The sequence below is a fragment of the Arthrobacter sp. UYEF20 genome (assembly GCF_040546335.1).
Classification (GTDB): Bacteria; Actinomycetota; Actinomycetes; order Actinomycetales; family Micrococcaceae; genus Arthrobacter.
In genome coordinates, this window is record NZ_JBEPNP010000011.1 from 45,485 (window position 1) to 62,227 (window position 16,743).

The 16,743-nt window shown below is 67.4% G+C and carries 15 protein-coding genes; 6 read left to right on the forward strand and 9 right to left on the reverse strand.

Annotated features, from left to right (window positions below):
* Nucleotides 1–71: 71 nt before the first annotated feature.
* Both ABIB26_RS13495 and ABIB26_RS13500 read right to left on the reverse strand, forming a co-directional pair.
* Complete coding sequence (locus ABIB26_RS13495) at nucleotides 72–1,358, reverse strand: MFS transporter (protein ID WP_354243847.1); 1,287 nt, start codon at nucleotides 1,356–1,358, stop codon at nucleotides 72–74.
* A gap of 9 nt (nucleotides 1,359–1,367) precedes the next feature.
* Nucleotides 1,368–2,078, reverse strand: a complete 711-nt coding sequence (locus ABIB26_RS13500) for an ArsR/SmtB family transcription factor (protein ID WP_354243850.1) — start codon at nucleotides 2,076–2,078, stop codon at nucleotides 1,368–1,370.
* Between the two features lie 144 nt (nucleotides 2,079–2,222).
* Between ABIB26_RS13500 and ABIB26_RS13505 the strand changes: the two genes are divergently transcribed.
* The 4 genes from ABIB26_RS13505 to ABIB26_RS13520 all read left to right on the forward strand — a co-directional run bounded on the left by ABIB26_RS13505 (nucleotide 2,223) and on the right by ABIB26_RS13520 (nucleotide 4,890).
* Nucleotides 2,223–2,789 (forward strand): OsmC family protein, encoded by a 567-nt coding sequence (locus tag ABIB26_RS13505; protein ID WP_354243852.1) that lies wholly within the window; start codon nucleotides 2,223–2,225, stop codon nucleotides 2,787–2,789.
* 15 nt (nucleotides 2,790–2,804) lie between these two features.
* The gene (locus ABIB26_RS13510) at nucleotides 2,805–3,587 is read left to right on the forward strand and encodes a methyltransferase domain-containing protein (RefSeq protein ID WP_354243855.1); all 783 of its coding nucleotides are present in this window, start codon (nucleotides 2,805–2,807) and stop codon (nucleotides 3,585–3,587) included.
* A 219-nt stretch (nucleotides 3,588–3,806) separates the two neighbouring features.
* Entirely contained in the window at nucleotides 3,807–4,220 is a 414-nt protein-coding gene (locus ABIB26_RS13515) for a DUF302 domain-containing protein (protein WP_354243857.1), read from the forward strand.
* Entirely contained in the window at nucleotides 4,207–4,890 is a 684-nt protein-coding gene (locus ABIB26_RS13520; RefSeq protein WP_354243860.1) for a class I SAM-dependent methyltransferase, read from the forward strand. The genes ABIB26_RS13515 and ABIB26_RS13520 overlap by 14 nt, the downstream gene beginning before the upstream one ends.
* A gap of 926 nt (nucleotides 4,891–5,816) precedes the next feature.
* Here the strand turns inward: ABIB26_RS13520 and ABIB26_RS13525 are convergent.
* Nucleotides 5,817–6,221: a hypothetical protein gene (locus ABIB26_RS13525; protein ID WP_354243862.1), complete on the reverse strand. Its 405-nt coding sequence runs from the start codon at nucleotides 6,219–6,221 to the stop codon at nucleotides 5,817–5,819.
* 207 nt (nucleotides 6,222–6,428) lie between these two features.
* On the opposite strand from ABIB26_RS13525, the gene ABIB26_RS13530 reads away from it, so the two are divergent.
* Entirely contained in the window at nucleotides 6,429–6,935 is a 507-nt protein-coding gene (locus ABIB26_RS13530; protein WP_354243864.1) for an 8-oxo-dGTP diphosphatase, read from the forward strand.
* Between the two features lie 51 nt (nucleotides 6,936–6,986).
* Here ABIB26_RS13530 and ABIB26_RS13535 read toward each other — a convergent pair whose 3' ends face one another.
* The 4 genes from ABIB26_RS13535 to ABIB26_RS13550 form a co-directional block, all read right to left on the reverse strand.
* The gene (locus tag ABIB26_RS13535; protein WP_354243867.1) at nucleotides 6,987–8,126 is read right to left on the reverse strand and encodes a bifunctional 2-methylcitrate synthase/citrate synthase; all 1,140 of its coding nucleotides are present in this window, start codon (nucleotides 8,124–8,126) and stop codon (nucleotides 6,987–6,989) included.
* A 62-nt stretch (nucleotides 8,127–8,188) separates the two neighbouring features.
* Nucleotides 8,189–9,091 (reverse strand): methylisocitrate lyase, encoded by a 903-nt coding sequence (gene prpB, locus ABIB26_RS13540; protein WP_354243870.1) that lies wholly within the window; start codon nucleotides 9,089–9,091, stop codon nucleotides 8,189–8,191.
* Entirely contained in the window at nucleotides 9,091–10,611 is a 1,521-nt protein-coding gene (locus ABIB26_RS13545) for an MmgE/PrpD family protein (RefSeq protein WP_354243873.1), read from the reverse strand. Before ABIB26_RS13545 ends, prpB begins: the two co-directional genes overlap by 1 nt.
* A 10-nt stretch (nucleotides 10,612–10,621) precedes the next feature.
* Nucleotides 10,622–11,263: a GntR family transcriptional regulator gene (locus ABIB26_RS13550; RefSeq protein WP_354243876.1), complete on the reverse strand. Its 642-nt coding sequence runs from the start codon at nucleotides 11,261–11,263 to the stop codon at nucleotides 10,622–10,624.
* Between the two features lie 189 nt (nucleotides 11,264–11,452).
* Between ABIB26_RS13550 and ABIB26_RS13555 the strand changes: the two genes are divergently transcribed.
* On the forward strand, nucleotides 11,453–13,369 hold the full coding sequence (locus ABIB26_RS13555) for an AMP-binding protein (RefSeq protein WP_354243879.1): 1,917 nt from the start codon (nucleotides 11,453–11,455) through the stop codon (nucleotides 13,367–13,369).
* 49 nt (nucleotides 13,370–13,418) lie between these two features.
* On the opposite strand, the gene ABIB26_RS13560 is transcribed toward ABIB26_RS13555, so the two are convergent.
* Together ABIB26_RS13560 and ABIB26_RS13565 are read right to left on the reverse strand one after the other, a co-directional pair.
* Complete coding sequence (locus ABIB26_RS13560; protein WP_354243881.1) at nucleotides 13,419–14,897, reverse strand: aminopeptidase P family protein; 1,479 nt, start codon at nucleotides 14,895–14,897, stop codon at nucleotides 13,419–13,421.
* A 350-nt stretch (nucleotides 14,898–15,247) separates the two neighbouring features.
* Nucleotides 15,248–16,723, reverse strand: a complete 1,476-nt coding sequence (locus ABIB26_RS13565; protein WP_354243883.1) for an aldehyde dehydrogenase (NADP(+)) — start codon at nucleotides 16,721–16,723, stop codon at nucleotides 15,248–15,250.
* Nucleotides 16,724–16,743: the final 20 nt, after the last annotated feature.

A 16,743-nucleotide genomic window follows, 5' to 3' on the forward strand; every position in this document is an offset into this window, starting at 1 on the left:
TCTCTCTCCGCCGGGGTGCTTCGGCGCTCACCGCGAGGCCCCGGGCTTGCTTGCTGCTCCGGTGCACGGGTTCACCCCACTGTGCGGGCGGTGCGCTGTGACCAGATCACGACCGGGACCAGCAGGAGCGACAGGATTCCTCCGGCCAGGGACAGGATGGCGTAGCTGGTGCCGGCGACGACCATCCCGGACAGGGCCCCGCCGCTGGCGCCGGCCAGGGCGATCAGAACATCAACGGACCCCTGCGTCCTGGCCCGCGATTCGAGCGGGGTCGCGTCAACAATGAGGGCGGTGCCGCTGATGAGCCCGAAGTTCCAACCCAGGCCCAGCAACGCGAGGGCGATCATCAGCTGCGTCATGGACTCCGCCGGGGCCGTGGCCGCGACGATCCCGGCTGCCAGCAGGGTCACACCGGCGGCGATCGCCATGGGGAACCGGCCGATTCTATCGACCAGGACGCCCGTTACGAGCGAGGGCAGGAACATGAAACCGATGTGGATGCCGATCACCAGCCCGACGTCGGTGAGACCGTGCCCGTGCGCCTGCATGTGGACCGGGGTCATGGTCATGATGGCGACCATCGCGACCTGGGTCAGGACCATGACCGCGGTGCCGACGGTGACGCCGCGGCCGTTCCGGTGGCTTTCCGATGCCGGCGCTACGTCCCCCGCCGCTGCAGCCTCTGACCTGTCCTGGGCACTGATCGCGGTGGCCAGCAGGAGCGGGTCGGGGCGGAGCCAGACAAACAGCACCAGACCGGCCACGGTGTAGGCGGCCGCGGCGAGCAGGAACGGTCCGGCCAGGGCCGGGATCCCCAGGGCTGTGGCGACGGCGCCCATCGGGGTGACCAGGTTCGGGCCGGCGACTGCCCCTAGGGTGGTGGAGACCATGGCCAGGCTGACCGCTGTGGCGCGGCGCTGCGGCGGAGCGAGATCGGTTCCCGCGTACCGCGCCTGCAGATTCGTCGCCGTACCTGCCCCGTAAACAAGAAGGGCGATGAATAGCAGGACCACGTTGTTCATGACTGCTGCCAGGACCACACCGGCGGCGCCGATGCCGCCGGCGATGAATCCTGCGGTCAGCCCGGTCCGGCGGCCGCGACGCTGGGAAATGCGACCGACGAGGAAGGCAGCTCCGGCCGAGCCGAGGGTGAAAAGTGCCGCTGGCATGCCCGCCAGACCGGCGGTTCCGAGCATCTGCTGGGCCAGGAGCGCCCCCACGGTGACGCCGGCCGCGAGGCCTGCGCCTCCGAAGACCTGGGAGAGGATCACGACGACGAGCGTGCGCCGATACAGCGCCTGGCGGCGCTGCGGGGAGACGGAGTAAGACCGGACCAGGACCTCCGGGATCTGCTGCACAGCCTGGACCTACGCCGTCTCGGTCAGGTTAACGGCGCCGCGCGCAGGCGTTTCTGACACATTTGTCTCTACCGGAAGGCCCGCCGCTTCCCACTCGGGATACCCGTCCTCGAGCCTGACGGCGGGGATGCCGTGCCGGCGCAACGTCCTCACGGCGTCGTCGGCAAACACGCAGTACGGGCCACGGCAGTAGGCGGCGACGGTGTGGCCATCCGGAAGCTCCCGCAGCCGCTCCGCCAGCTCCTTCACCGGGACCGAGACCGCGCCTGCGATATGCCCGGACCGGAATTCAGGCTCGGGCCGGACGTCGAGCACGACGATGTCGCCTCCCGCCATCCGGTCCCTCAGCTCGGTCCGGGTCAGGGTGCTCAGCGCCGACCGGTCTCCGAGGTACGCGGCCGCCAGCTCGTTGAGCTTTGCCACATGATCCGAAGCCACAAGGCGGACGGCCGCCCAGAGCTGGGCCACCCCGGGCCCGCTGAGGCGATAGTAGATCCGGGTGCCGTCCCGGCGCGAAAGCACCAGCCCGGACCGCAGCAGGTGCTGGAGGTGCTGCGAGGTGTTCGCGACGCTTTGCCCGATCTCCTCCGCGATCTCGTCGACGGCGCGTTCGCCCTGGGCGAGAACGTCCACGATCTCGGCCCGGCGGCCGCTGCCCAGCACCTTGGCCACGGAGGCGAGTGCGTCGAACAATGCGTCCTTTGCCGCCCTGTCACCCATATGCTTTCCCCTCGCTTCGACTGAATTCAAGTAGGTACTTGACAAGATACACGGTCCGGGTGTGCTATTCAAGTATTCAAGCATTTGCTTGAACGATCTGTCCGGGATGAATGCCCGGGTACTACCGGAAAGAGGCGCAGTGCAATGGGTACCACAGCTACCGTCCGCAACGGCATCGACGTCGACCGTCTGCTGGAGACGATCAAGGCGATCGAATCAGATCCCGTACAGGGCAGCTTCACCTTCAGTGCCACCAGCACCTGGAGCGAAGGCACGCACAACGTCGGGCAGATCCACGGATTCACCCACGCCGGTGTTGACGACACCGGCCGGAGCCAGAGCTTTACCCTGGAGGGGGATGAGCCTCCCGTGCTCCTGGGAAACAACGCGGGTCCCAATGCCGTCGAGCTTCTCCTGCAGGCTCTGGGCTTTTGCTACGCGGTCGGCTATGTCGCGAATGCGGCGGCCCAGGGCATCGAGATCGCCTCATTGCAGATGCAGGTTGAAGGGGACCTGGATGTCGGGAAATTCCTGGGGCTCTCAGGCCCGCGGCCGGGCTTCACGGCGATCCGTGCGCGGGCCCGGGTCTCGAGCCCGAACGCCACCGTTGAGCAACTGAAGTCACTATGCCAGTACGTTCAGGACAGCTCCCCGGTCCGTGACTGCCTGGCCAACCCGGTCCCGGTCGAAACCACCCTCGAAGTCGTTTGAAGCGCCGGCAACGACATGAGCACACCATCCGAGGCCGCAACCATCGACCGCGCCGAGCTTGAGACCAAAGTCAAGCAGATCTACCGGGCGGTCGCCCAGAACCCCGCCGGCCGCTACCACTTCCCCATGGGGCGCAGCCTCGCCGAACGGCTGGGCTACCCTCTCGCGTTGTTCGACCTGATCCCCGCCGGGGCCATCGAGTCCTTCGCCGGCGTGGGATACAGCTTCGATCTGGCAGACCTGAACCAGGGCGAAGAAGTCCTTGACTTGGGCTCCGGCTCCGGCATGGACGCCTTCGTCGCAGCCGTCAAGGTGGGCCCCCGCGGGCGGGTGGTCGGCCTGGACATGACCGAGGAGCAGAACGCGAAGGCCGAAGGCCTCCGGAAATCGGCGGACTTTCCCCAGGTCACGTTCACCCAGGGCCACATCGAAGAACTCCCCTTCACGGATGCAAGCTTCGACTGCGTCATCTCGAACGGCGTCATCAACCTCTCCCCGGACAAATCAGCGGTCTTCCGTGAAGCGGCACGCGTTCTGCGCCCCGGCGGACGCCTCGCCATCACCGACATCGTCACCGAAAGGCAACTTACCCCACAGATCGTCTGCAATGCCGACCTGTGGGCCGCCTGCATCGGCGGCGCCGCCCAGACCGATACCTACCAACAGGCGATCACTGACAGCGGGTTCGTCCTTGAACAACTGAGGAGGAACCAGTACGAATTCCTGTCCGACAGCGCCCGCGCCGCGGCCGCGAAATACGGTGTCATGAGCGTCTCATTCCTCGCACGGGTCAGCTGAACACCCGGACGGCGGACCCATGCCACAACCAGCAAACCAGCCCCGCCTCTACCGGAGCCTCGAGGGTGAGTGAGCGGATAAGTCCTGCGTCAGGCCGGCGAACCCGTCCCCTAACACCGCCACCGCCCTCACGCGCGGGGGCCGCCATTGACGGACACGGGTTGGGCCGACACTGTAGTAACTGGACCAGCGCCCCGTATACCGAGCTAGGAGCACCACATGCCCTGCGGAGACAGCCGGCCTGTCCGGATCCCACCCAACCAGGCGGCCGCACAGACCCGTGCCGCCCCGGCCAGGGAAGAACCCGGGATCCTGACCGAAATCGACATCCAAGCGGCCCTTGCCGCCCAGCCCGGGGACGAGGCAGCGGCCCAGGTAGGGGACTACCTGATCCGGGCCGTCTGCAACCCGACGCTCGCCCGCCGGCCGATAACCGCGGATCCCTGCACCCGGCCGCTGCCGCCCTGCAACGTCGCGATCCGCCGTGGGACCCGGTCCCGGCACACTGCCGTCGAGGCCATCGGCCCCCGGGGTGCGGTCCAGCCCAGCACCGGCCCGGAAATGGCCGGCATCGCCGACGACTCCGGCCTCCGCGTCGCGCCGGCCTCCAGTACCGCGGATGCCCCGCGATGACCGGCCAGGACCCGGCGGGCCCCGCGGAACTGCAGCACACCCCCGATTTGCGCGTGCCTACGCCCGGGCGGTCGCCGGGATGAACCGCCGCGGCGGCACCGAACACCGGCGCAGCCTGCTTGCCGGCCTGCACGGTCGTGTCATCGAAATCGGCGTCGGCGACGGCTCCACGTTCGAGCTCTACCCCGACGCGGTCACGGACGTCCTGGCCCTGGAACCCGACGACTACCTCAGAAGCCTGGCGCGGGGCAGGTCGGCGTCCGCCCCGGTTCCCGTCCGGGTCGTGCCGGGAGCCGCCGAACGGATCCCGGCCCCCGACGCCAGCGCCGACGCTGTGGTCACCAGCCTCGTCCTGTGCAGCGTCGCCGACCAGGCCACGGTCCTGGCCGAAATCCAGAGGGTCCTGCGGCCCGGCGGAACGCTGGCCTTCTACGAACACGTCCGCTCCGGCCACCGCATCCTCGCCGCAGCCCAGGACCTGCTGACCCCCGCCTGGCAGCACATGGCCGGGGGCTGCCACCCCAACCGGGACACCCTGCAGGCCATCACCGCCGCCGGATTCCGCGTCCAGGACCGCCAGCGGTTCGGCTTCTCCGGCCACCCGCTGGCACCACCAGTCACCCACATCCTCGGTCACGCCATCAGCCCCGGCCCGGACCCCAGCCACTGACCACACCCGCCGCCGGACGACAGATCGGGCGACGGCGGGCTAAGCATCGTCGTCCTTCCACAAAAGAGGACGAATTTACCTGCTATTCATTCGTTCTTCCTGGCTCATCGCCCCACGCAAATCGCCCGGGAAAGGACGGCCGCGCCCATGGCACCGAGTTCGAAGGGCTGAGAGCGAACTTCACGCCGACAGATCCATCCGGGGATCAGGCACGCTGCTAACTGTTGCGGTGGATGATGCGGTCTGGGGGCAGGTCGATGGCCGAGACTTCTGTTGATGGATCCGTTGACTACGTCGGGGAAGAACCCTTCGGGTTCAGATAGGCGATGTTCAGCACCTGCGCGGCGGTGCGGGGTAACCCGAAATCGTAACGGTCGGTCGGCAGGATTGGCTTCCTGACGGGTTCCGACGCCCCGATCGAGGTCCGCCGTGCCGTCCAGGCTGTCGCGGGCGTCCGGGAAGGCCAGTGACCGGCACTACTTGGCGTTCTCGATAACGAAGGATTCCGGGAAGGCTGCGAATCGAGAATCGGCCGCCGCGTCGTTTGTCATTTTTCGAAGTCGTCTGCACGGAATGTTCGAAGTCCTCTGCACACAGGTCGAGATGGAAGTTCCCGGGGCGTAAGTCCAACCCTCGGAGGGCAGAGGGCGGCCCCTAGTGCCATGGCTGCGCTGGTGGGCTGTGTTCCGGGCCCAGCCGCTGGCGCCGTCCTCGAACTCGAAGCGTTCGGGGGTCAGGCAGGTCACTTGCATTTCAAGGTCCGTGACGCCCCTCCGGGGCAGCACCGAGCTCCACTGCCGCTGTCCCCGATCGGCACCGTCGACGTCGGACTTCACCGTCGGAAAGCCGAGGCGCTGTCCCCAGGCGGCCAGCTGCTCCGCCGCGGGAATCCGGGCCCTACTGCGTCGATTTCCGAGTGTGCAGCGCTACTTCCACTCGAACAGGCGGCCTTCGGACTTGCCGTCGGCCACCTGGTACTCGAACAAGACCGCGATCCCGTTGAGGCTACTCAACTCGTCGGAGGTGGTTTCGTAGAACAATGCACCCCGCCAGGTGAGTTGGCCCGGACCGGTGAATCTACCAACGCCGCTGCCGGTGAAGGTCGCAGTCTGCCCGCTTGCGGTGACGACAAAACCGTTTCCGATGCCGGCGACCGTGCCGCTGGGACGAATCGTGCCGAGGTAGGTGACCGTGATGTCAACTTGGACACCGCAGAGCGTGCCGACCTGATGATCGGTCACTTCGCTGCGCGGACCGAGACCAATGTCTTCCAGAACCCGCGTGCTGATGGTTTGTCCGTTGAATTCCCCGATTTGCTCTCCGGGCATCATGATCTCCTTGCCAATTGGATCGGTGCATGGACCGGAACGAATGCCACGTCGCCTGATGTGACGCTCCAATCGTAGGGCGGAGACCGATCGAGGTAGACGTCGGTCCAGAGGACCTCTCCTCGATGGCCGCGGCGCACGCCCTCGGGGGCCAGACCCACGCGAATGGGGGCAGCGGTGCGGGGCCCCTGCCACGCTAGTCTTGGACTCATGACCTCCGCCCCCGTCACGCTGTGCTTCCTGCTTCGGGATACGCCCGACGGCGGAACTGAGGTTCTGCTGGGCCTGAAAAAGACCGGATTCGGCAAAGGCAAGATCGTGGGACTCGGAGGCCACGTTGAGCCCGGCGAGAGCGATGCCGAGGCAGCCTGCCGGGAGGTCGACGAAGAAGCCGGCGTGACCGTTCGGCTGGCGGACCTGAGCGACGCGGGCGTGGTGGAGTTCCGGTTTCCCGCGCGGCCGGAGTGGGACATGTCCACACGTCTCTTCATTACCCGCAGCTGGCAGGGCGAGCCATCCGAGAGCGCGGAGATCGCCCCGGAGTGGTTCGACACGGCGTCCCTCCCGGTTGACCGCATGTGGCAGGATGCCGATCACTGGCTGCCGGCGGCGCTGGCAGGTGAGATGCTCGATATCGTGGTGGTCCTGAACGATGACAACGAGACCGTGGCCTCGGTTGGGACATACGACGGCGGGCCGGCCACCTCGTCCAGGTGACCGGCCCGCCGTCGTGCGTTCAGCGGTGTCGTCCGTTCAGCGGCCCTGTTGCTACGGCACGTGCCGTTCCTCGACGCCGTTGTATTCGCTCAGCGGACGGATCAGCGAGTTCGCGTCCAGCTGCTCCATGATGTGCGCGGTCCAGCCGGTGATGCGGCTGGCGACAAACAGGGGAGTGAAGGTCGCGGTGTCGAAACCCATGAGGTGGTAGGTGGGACCGGTCGGATAATCGAGGTTCGGCTTGATCGCCTTGGCCTCGTCCATCGCCGCTTCCAGCCCGTTGTACAGGCCCAGCAGTTCGGGGCGGCCGTAGTGCGCGATCATCTTGTCCAGGGCGGACTTCATGGTGGGCACGCGGGAGTCGCCGTGCTTGTAGACGCGGTGGCCGAAGCCCATGACCTTCTTCTTCTGGGTCAGGGCGTTTTCCATCCAGGCCTTGGCCCGGGTGGCTGCCTCCTCCAGTGACTCCTCCGGCCGGATGCCGATCTCGTCGAAGGTGTGCATGACGGCCTCGTTCGCTCCACCATGCAGCGAGCCCTTGAGTGCACCGATGGCACCGGTCACGGCCGAATGAAGATCCGAGAGCGTGGACGTGATCACCCGCGCCGTGAAAGTCGAGGCATTGAAGGAGTGCTCGGCGTACAAAATCATGGAGACATTGAATGCGTCGACTACTTCGGGGACGGACTCCTCGCCGAACGTCATCCAGAGGAAGTTGGCGTCGTAACCCAGATCCTCGCGGGGTTCCACCACGTCCTGGCCGTGACGGCGGCGCTGGTCGTAGGCGACCACGGCGGGCATTGCCGCGAACAGATCAATGGCCTTGGCCAGGTTGGCCTCGCGGGAGGAGTCCTCTGCGAGGGAGTGCCGGGCACCCATCACGGAGGCCGCCGTCCGGCAGACATCCATCGGGTGCGAGGTGATGGGCAGGGCGTCGATCACCTGTTTGACCACCGGGTCAAGCGCACGTCCGGCGCGTTCCCTGGCCGAGAATTCCGCCAGTTGCTCCGGGGTGGGCAGCTCGCCGTTCCACAGCAGGTAGGCAACTTCCTCGAAGCTGCACCTGGCGGCCAGCTCCTGCACGGGGTAGCCACGGTAGAGCAGCGAATTCGTGTCCGGGTTTACCTTGGACACCGCGGTGTAGTCCACTACGACGCCGGCGAGGCCCTTTTTGATGTCTTGTTCAGCCATGCTGAAACTCCTTTGTTCCTGTCGCCTGTGTGCCGGCCGGAGCCGGAAATTGGATGCGGGGATCACTTACCGGGGATCTGGAAATTGAAGACCCCGGTGTCAAAGCGGTTGTAGGCCTCATAGTCCACAAGGTCATACAAACGCGCACGGGTCAGCATGTTTCCAACCTGTGCCTCTTGCGTTCCGTCGGCCCTAATCGATTCCAGAGTACGCTCCGCAGCGCCCATGGCACTACGGAGCAGCGTCACCGGATAAATGATCATGTTGACCCCGACGCCGGCCAGCTGCTCCACCGTGAACAGTGCACTCTGGCCGAATTCGGTCATGTTGGCCAGGATCGGCACGTCGACGGCGTCGCGGATCGCCTGGAACTCGCTGAGGTCCTTCATCGCCTCGGGGAAGATGGCGTCCGCCCCTGCGTCGACGAGCGCCCGCGCCCGGTCCTGGGTGGCCTGCAGCCCGTCGGTGGCGCGGATGTCGGTCCGTGCCATGATCAGGAAGTTGGGGTCACGCCGTGCGTCGGCCGCCGCGCGGATGCGCTTGGTGGCGGTGTCCAGGTCCACCACGTTCTTGCCGTCCAGGTGGCCGCAGCGCTTCGGGTTGAACTGGTCCTCGATGTGGCAGCCAGCCAGGCCGGCGTTCTCGAGTTCCTGCACGCTGCGGGCCACGTTCATCGGCTCCCCGAAGCCGGTGTCGGCGTCGACAATGCTGGGCAGGTCCGTCATCCGGGCGATCTGCCCGGCGCGGGTGGCGACCTCGGTGAGGGTGGTGAGGCCGATGTCCGGCAGGCCGAGGTCGTTGGCCAGGACGGCGCCGGAAATGTAGACCCCGGCGAAGCCCTTCTCCTCGATCAGCCGTGCCGAGAGCGGGTTGAACGCGCCCGGGAACTGCTGGATGGTTCCGGAGGCCAGGAGCTCGCGGAAGCGGAGCCGCTTCTGCTCCGGCGTGACCTTCGAGTACAGCATCAGAAGAGCCCCTTCGGTGCGGCGGCGGAATCGATCACGCCGTCGGCCGCCTGGATGTTCAGCTGGTCCAGTTCACCGGCGGCGAGTTCGGGCAGCCTGGCGGCGGCGGCGAGGAAGCGTTCGATTTCTTCGTCGGCCACGAGGCCGGCGGCGAGGGTGCGGAACTTGTTGACGTACTGTTCCCGGGCGAACGGCCGGGCGCCCAGCGGGTGCGCGTCGGCGACGGCGATCTCATCGGTGACGACGGTGCCGTCCTTGAGCGTGATCTCCACGGAACCGCCGAAGGCCTTCTCGGCGATGTCGAGGGAGTGGTAGCGCCGGGTCCATTCCGGGTCCTCGACCGTGGTGACCTTGTGCCAGAGTTCCACGGTGTCCGGACGCGCCGCGCGTTCGGGGGCGTAGGAATCGACGTGGTGCCAGGCGCCGTCCTGCAGCGCGACGGTGAAGATGTACGGGATAGAGTGGTCCAGCGTTTCGCGGCTGGCCGTGGGGCTGTACTTTTGCGGATCGTTGGCGCCGGAGCCGATCACGTAGTGGGTGTGGTGGCTGGTCTTGATCAGCACCGACTCCACGTTGGCGGGGTCCTTCAGCTCAGGATGCTCGCCGTGCAGCTTGCGGGCGAGGTCGATCCAGGCCTGCGCCTGGTATTCGGCGGAGTGTTCCTTGGTGTAGGTGTCCAGGATGGCGCGCTTGGCTTCGCCGGCTTCGGGCAGCGGCACGGTGTAGTTGGCGTCGGGGCCGTCAAGCATCCAGGCGATGACGCCGTCTTCGCCTTCATAGATCGGCACCGGGGAGGTCTGGCCGCGCATGGCACGGTCCGCGGATTCGACGGCCATCTTGCCGGCAAACGCCGGGGCGTGGGCCTTCCAGGTGGAGATCTCGCCCTTGCGGGACTGCCGGGTGGCGGTGGTGGTGTGCAGGGCCTGGCCGATGGACTGGAAGATGGTCTCGACGTCGAGCCCCAGCAGGGTGCCGATGCCGGCGGCGGCGGAGGGGCCGAGGTGGGCGACGTGGTCGATCTTGTGTTCGTGCAGGCAGATGGCCTTGACCAGGTTGACCTGGATCTCGTAGCCGGTGGCGATGCCGCGGATGAGGTCCTTGCCGGAGGAGCCGACGTGCTGGGCCACGGCGAGGATCGGCGGGATGTTGTCACCCGGGTGCGAGTAGTCCGCGGCGAGGAAGGTGTCGTGGTAGTCGAGTTCACGGACCGCGACGCCGTTGGCCCAGGCCGCCCATTCGGGGGCCACCCGCTCTTCGATGCCGAAGACCTTCGAGCCCTTGCCGCCGGTGGTGGGGCCGTGTGTCAGCGCCTGCGCGCGGGCGGCGACGATCGGTGCACGTTTCAGCGAGGCGATGGCCACCGAGGCGTTGTCGATGACGCGGTTGATCACCATGTCGGTGACCTCGTCGGTGACGGCCACGGGATCCGCGGCCACCTTGGCGATCTTGTAGGCGAGCTGGTCCTCGCGGGCCAGGTTTTCCTCGCTCTTGTAAACGCGGACGTGGTGTTCCTTAACCATGGTGCTCCTTTTAGTGAGGTATGTGCGTGGCTTTGACGTGGGAAAGGCTGCGGTGCAGATGGAGCGTGGTGGCGGCTTCGGCCAGCCGGGGGTTGCCGGCCGCGATCGCCTCGGCAATGGCCGCGTGTTCGGCGGCGGCCGCGGTGAGCCGGGCCGCGTCGTCGGCCGCGAGCCGGCGGACCCGGACCAGGTGCACGCGCAGGCTGCGCATCGCCTGGGCCAGGTAGGAGTTGGAGATCGCGGCGTCGATCTCCGCGTCCAGCCTTCCGACGAGCCCGTAGTAGTCGTGCCGGGCCGGATCCTCGCCGTTGATCAAGGCGGGGGCCTGGAGCAGTTCGTTCCGCAGCTGCTCAAAGGTGGCGCGGTCGCCGCGTTCGGCGGCCAGGGCGGCGGCCTTCCCTTCCAGGGTATCGCGCAGCTCGAACAGCTCATCGATGTCCTCCAGCGAAATGTCGGTGACGACGACGCCGCGGCCGCCCGCCGTCGTCGTCAGGCCCTCTGCGGTGAGCCGGCTCAGGGCCTCCCGCAGCGGGGTGCGCGAGATGCCGAGCCGTTCGGACTGCTCAACTTCGGCAAGCACCGTTCCGGGAAGGAGACGCCATTCAATGATGTCGTCGCGGAGGGCCGCGTAGGCCTTGTCGCTGGCGCGCATCCTGCCTCCTTCAGTGCTGGGCTCTCAGTGGTGGACCAAAAACAGTGTATACACGCAAGGGCCATTTGGCCAGTAATTCGCCGATATCTGGCCGTAAAGCGCTAGCCGTGTATACACAAGCCCTTGTGCTGCCCGCCGGGGCCGGGCTACCATGAGCTCCATCACAACGTCGTGGACGGGATTCATTTCGTGGTCACCAAGAGCTACCGGAACAGTTACGAACGCAGCCTGGAAAAGCCTGAAGCATTCTGGCTGGAAGCCGCAGGGAAGATCTCCTGGTCGGCGCCGCCGCGGCGGGCGCTGGATTCCAGCCGGGCACCGCTCTACGGCTGGTTTCCGGACGGGATCCTGAACACTTCCTACAACGCCCTGGACCGCCATGTGGCGGAAGGCCGGGGCGCACAGGACGCCCTGATCTACGACTCCGCCATGCTGGGAACCCAGCAGCGGTACAGCTATGCCGAGCTCACGGAGCTGGTGGCCCGCTTCGCCGGGGTCCTGCGCAGCCACGGCGTGGGCAAGGGCGACCGCGTGGTGATTTACATGCCGATGATCCCCGAAGCGGTGATCGCGATGCTGGCAACCGCCCGGCTCGGCGCCGTGCACTCCGTGGTCTTCGGCGGCTTCGCCCCCAAGGAACTCGCCGCCCGCATCCGGGACGCCGCCCCCGCCGCGGTGGTGACGGCGTCCGGCGGCCTCGAGCCATCACGCCGGATCGAATACCTGCCCGCCGTCGCCGAGGCCCTGGAACTGGCCGGAACGCCGGACACCCCGGTGCTGGTCAAGGCCAGGGAAGGCTTCGCCTCCACTGTGGCCGGGCATCCCGGCTGGCTGGACTGGGACACCGAGATGGCTGCCGCCGAGCCGGCCGCACCGGTCGACGTCACGGCCACGGATCCGCTGTACATCCTCTATACCTCCGGAACCACCGGCGCGCCGAAGGGCGTCGTGCGGGACAACGGCGGCCATGCCGTGGCGCTCAGCTGGACCCTGGAAAACATCTACGACGTCGGCCCGGGGGACGTCATGTGGACCGCCTCCGATGTCGGCTGGGTGGTGGGGCATTCCTACATCGTCTACGGGCCGCTGCTGGCCGGCGCCACCACCGTCCTGTACGAGGGAAAGCCGGTGGGGACCCCCGACGCCGGTGCGTTCTGGCGGGTGGTCCAGGACCATAAGGTGAACGTGCTGTTCACCGCGCCCACCGCGCTGCGTGCCATCCGGAAAGCCGACCCCGAGGCGAAGCTCCTGGAAGGCTATGACATTTCCAGCCTCCGCACCCTCTTCGCGGCCGGCGAGCGGCTGGACACGGACACGTTCCACTGGGCCTCCCGGGTCCTGGGCGTCCCGGTGGTGGACCACTGGTGGCAGACCGAAACCGGCTGGGCCATCTGCGCCAACCCCCGCGGCCTTGACGGGCTGCCGATCAAGGCCGGCTCGCCCAGCGTCCCGATGCCCGGCTTCCGGCTCGACGTCGTCGACGGCACCGGCGCGGACGTGGAGGCCGGCACGGAAGGCAACATCGTCCTGGGACTGCCGCTGCCGCCGGGCACGCTGACCACGCTCTGGCGCAACGACGACCGCTACATTTCGTCCTACCTGCAGGCATTTGAGGGCTACTACGCCACCGGCGACTCCGGCTACCGGGACGAGGACGGCTACGTCTTCGTCATGGGCCGCACGGACGACATCATCAACGTGGCCGGACACCGGCTGTCCACCGGTGCGATGGAACAGGTGATCGGGCAGCATCCGTCGGTGGCCGAATGCGCCGTGATCGGTCTCGCCGACCCGCTCAAGGGGCAGCGGCCCAGCGGCTACGTGGTGCTCAAGTCCGGCGTGGACGTGCCCGAAGAGATTCTGGCCAAGGAACTCATTGCCCTGGTCCGGCGCGACATCGGGGCGGTGGCGGACTTCAAGCACGTCACCGTGGTGGAGGCCCTGCCCAAGACCCGTTCGGGAAAGATCCTGCGCAAGACCATGCGCCAGATCGCCGACGGCGACGACTACGTGGTGCCGTCCACGATCGAGGACGCCGGCGTGATCGACCAGCTGCTCGCGACCCTGCGCCCCGCCGCCGGCGGGGGAATAACCGGCGGGGAGTAACAGGCGGGGGAGTAGCGGCCGGCACGTGGGTCTTCCTTGTGTTGCAGAGTTACCGTGAACCTGGGGTTTGCTGTGCCCACTTCATCCATGCCTCTATGCCGGCGGCATCCAGCGGCAGGGCGTCGGAGATGACGTCGGAGCCCGCGGAAGTGACCACAATATCGTCCTCCAGCCGGACACCGATTCCGCGCAGTTCCGGCGGCACGGTGAGGTCGTGTTCGTGGAAGTACAGCCCCGGCTCCACCGTCAGCACCATGCCCGGCACCATCGCAGCACCCTGGTAGCTTTCGTAGCTGGACTGCGCACAGTCGTGGCAATCCAGGCCCAGGTGGTGGCCCACCCCGCACACCAGGTAGCGGCGGTGGTGCTGGCCTTTCGGGGACAGCGCCTCGTCCACGGAGACCGGCAGCAGGCCCCAGTCGTGCAGGCCGTTGGCAATGACCTCCATGCAGGCTTGATGGAAGTCGGCGAAGTACTTGCCCGGCCCCACCTGGGCCAGCCCGGCCCGGTGCGACTTTTCCACGAGGTCGTGGACCTGCCGCTGGATGGGGCTGAAGGTACCGGAGCCCGGGAACGTGCGCGTGACGTCTGCAGTGTAGAAACTGTTGGTTTCCACACCCATGTCCAGCAGCAGGACCTGGTCCTCCAGGACGGGGCCGTCACACCGCACCCAGTGCAGCGTGGGGGCGTGCTTTCCACTGCCCACAATGGTGGCGTAGCCGACGCCATTGCCGTAGGCGCGGGCGTGCCGGTCAAAGGTGCCCTGCAGCCAGCGTTCGCCGCGGCCGGAAATGGCCGTCGGCACCTCGGCCAGCACGGCCGCAAAACCTTCAACAGTGTGGTCCACGGCCTCGCGCAGCTGGGCGATCTCCCATGGATCCTTCACCATGCGCAAGGTAGAGAGCTCCCTGCCCAGCACGGCACCGGCGTCGATGCCGTGGCGGGCGGCAAGCCCGGCAGGCAGGATGCCGGCACCCAGGGTGGCGGACCCGGGCCGCATGGCCGCGGTGATGCCGGCGTCGAGCTCGGCCAGCGGCTTCACGGGCAGCGCCAAGGCTTCGGCCCAGTCGGAAAAGTCGGGTGCCGAGCCAACCCACATCTCCCCCTGGGCGGCATTTGTGAAGAACTCGGGGTTGTCGGCATAAAAAGGTGCCGGGATGTAGAGCGCGGAGTCGTGCCCGGCGGCCGACGGCGCCATGACCAGGACCGCGCCGTCAATCGGGGCACCGGTCAGCCAGTAAAAATCGGAGTCCGGGCGGAAGTCGTAGTATGTGTCATTGCTGCGCACGGGGGCCGTTCCGGCGCCGATGACCAGGGTCTGGCCGCGGAACGCCTCGGATGCCCGGGCCCGGTGCTCCCCGGCCGCTGCTGCAGCACCGGCCACGACGCGCGGCGTCCGGTCCGGGGTGCCCCATCCCTGGCTCATGTACTCGGCGAACGCCGGGATGTTTGCCAGCCGGGGCAGGCGGGGGTCCGTCCCAAGGGGTGCCGGCATGGAACGGACGGCGGTGGCGTCTGTTGAAGTCATACGAGTTTTGTTTCCCATCTCCACCTCAATGCGGGGCACAGGAAGCACCTCCCCGCATTTATGGCGTACTTTTTGTTGTAGCGAATTGTTCGTTTTGCGCTGGTTGAACCCGGTGCTTTGAACCCGGTGCTCAATATCTCCCAGGTGCCTGCACGGGATGGCTGTTTCCTGTATGGGCACCGAATCCCGGAACGTGCGTCCCGCCGGCGAGTATCCACCAGAAGGGATCATCGCCATCGAGGCGTCGCCAGCGGACAAGGTGCGAGCGCACAAGGTGCGAGGCGGCCGCGTGCAGCCAGTTTGAAGCAACCATCAGTTCAGTTCCTTTTCGCGTTAGTGGCTTGGTGCGGCTACCCGTTCCGGCGGCCGTCTACGAGGCGCGGCAGTCCGAGCGGGTTTTCCTCCCGCAGGGCGTCGGGCAGCAGGTGCTGCGGGAAGCCCTGGTACGCGACCGGTCGGAGGAAGCGTTCGATCGCTGCCGTGCCGACGGAAGTACTGCCAACAGCAGTCGTCGCCGGGTAGGGACCGCCGTGCTGCTGGGCGTAGGTGACCGAGACGCCTGTGGGCCACTGGTTCCAGACCACGCGGCCGGCCTTGCGGGCGAGGACTTCTACCAGGTCTGCGATATTGCACGATTCCGTGCCCTGGATCGTGGCGGTCAGCTGCCCCTCGAAGGTCTCGGCGAGTTCCGGGAGTTGGGACTCGTCGTCGTAGACCACTACGACGGCCGCCGGGCCGAAGCATTCTGTCTGGAGCGTTTGCGGCTCAGCAAGCACGTCCGCGGCCGTGGTGAGCAGGAGGGTGGGGCCGGGAGGGGCGGCCAGAGGTGCCGGGCCCTGGGCCAGGACGTCGATGCGGGGGTTGGCCTGCAGGCCAGCGAGCACCGCGGTGTAGCCGGACTGGATCCGTTCGTTGAGCAGCGGAGCGGCAGGCGGCAGGGTGGCATTGCGCAGCGCCTCCACGACGCCCGAGCCGGCCGGGACGAACAGCATGCCGGGCTTGGTGCAGAACTGCCCGGCCCCCAGGGTGAAGGACCCAAGGAACCCTTCGGCGATCTCCGCGCCACGCTCCGCGGCTGCGGCCTCGGTGACGAATGCCGGGTTGTTGCTGCCCAGCTCGCCGAAGAAGGGGATCGGTTCGGGCCGGGAGCTGGCGATGTCGAAGAGTGCCCGTCCGCCGGGGATGGAGCCGGTGAAGGCTCCGGCTTTGACCCGGGGGTCCCGCAACGCCGCGGAGCCGGCGGCGGTACCGGTGATCAGAGCGAAGGTTCCCTCTGGTGCTCCGGCCGCGCCGAGGGCGGTTGTGACCACTTCACCGGTCATCCGGGAGAGGCCCGGGTGCCCGGAATGGGCCTTGAGCAGCACAGGGCTGCCCGCGGCAAGGGCGGAGGCGGTGTCGCCGCCTGCCACCGAGAACGCGAAGGGAAAGTTGCTGGCTGCGAACACGAGGACCGGGCCCAGGGGAACCAGCATGCGGCGCAGGTCTGGCCGTGGTGCGCCCATGGGCCAGTCGGCGTCGGAGTGGTCCACACGGGCGTCCAGGTAGGTGCCATCCCGGAGCACCTCTCCGAAGAGGCGCAGTTGGAAGGTGGTGCGCTTCAGTTCGCCCCGGAGGCGGGCCTCCGGCAGGTTGGTCTCGCGTTCGGCCACCGGGATCAGCTGGTCTGCCGCTGCGTCGAGGGCGTCCGCCACGCTCTCGAGCAGCGTGGCGCGCTCGTCCGGGCGCAAGGCCGCGAGCGGCGCGGCGGCCGTATGCGCGGCGGCGAGGAGCGACTCAAGTTCGGCATCAGTGGTGGGCTCTACTATGGCGGGGGCGGTCGCGGTCATGTGTGCGTTGTCCTTCCGGG

What these genes read in the sequence shown, in the direction of transcription:
- ABIB26_RS13505 (WP_354243852.1), top strand. Translation starts at nt 2,223, where the DNA reads ATGGGTACCACAGCTACCGTCCGCAACGGCATCGACGTCGACCGTCTG.
- ABIB26_RS13530 (WP_354243864.1), top strand. Translation starts at nt 6,429, where the DNA reads ATGACCTCCGCCCCCGTCACGCTGTGCTTCCTGCTTCGGGATACGCCC.
- ABIB26_RS13565 (WP_354243883.1), bottom strand. Translation starts at nt 16,723, where the DNA reads ATGACCGCGACCGCCCCCGCCATAGTAGAGCCCACCACTGATGCCGAA.
- ABIB26_RS13520 (WP_354243860.1), top strand. Translation starts at nt 4,207, where the DNA reads ATGCCCCGCGATGACCGGCCAGGACCCGGCGGGCCCCGCGGAACTGCA.
- ABIB26_RS13515 (WP_354243857.1), top strand. Translation starts at nt 3,807, where the DNA reads ATGCCCTGCGGAGACAGCCGGCCTGTCCGGATCCCACCCAACCAGGCG.
- ABIB26_RS13545 (WP_354243873.1), bottom strand. Translation starts at nt 10,611, where the DNA reads ATGGTTAAGGAACACCACGTCCGCGTTTACAAGAGCGAGGAAAACCTG.
- ABIB26_RS13535 (WP_354243867.1), bottom strand. Translation starts at nt 8,126, where the DNA reads ATGGCTGAACAAGACATCAAAAAGGGCCTCGCCGGCGTCGTAGTGGAC.
- ABIB26_RS13510 (WP_354243855.1), top strand. Translation starts at nt 2,805, where the DNA reads ATGAGCACACCATCCGAGGCCGCAACCATCGACCGCGCCGAGCTTGAG.
- ABIB26_RS13550 (WP_354243876.1), bottom strand. Translation starts at nt 11,263, where the DNA reads ATGCGCGCCAGCGACAAGGCCTACGCGGCCCTCCGCGACGACATCATT.
- ABIB26_RS13560 (WP_354243881.1), bottom strand. Translation starts at nt 14,897, where the DNA reads ATGACTTCAACAGACGCCACCGCCGTCCGTTCCATGCCGGCACCCCTT.
- ABIB26_RS13500 (WP_354243850.1), bottom strand. Translation starts at nt 2,078, where the DNA reads ATGGGTGACAGGGCGGCAAAGGACGCATTGTTCGACGCACTCGCCTCC.
- ABIB26_RS13525 (WP_354243862.1), bottom strand. Translation starts at nt 6,221, where the DNA reads ATGATGCCCGGAGAGCAAATCGGGGAATTCAACGGACAAACCATCAGC.
- prpB (WP_354243870.1), bottom strand. Translation starts at nt 9,091, where the DNA reads ATGCTGTACTCGAAGGTCACGCCGGAGCAGAAGCGGCTCCGCTTCCGC.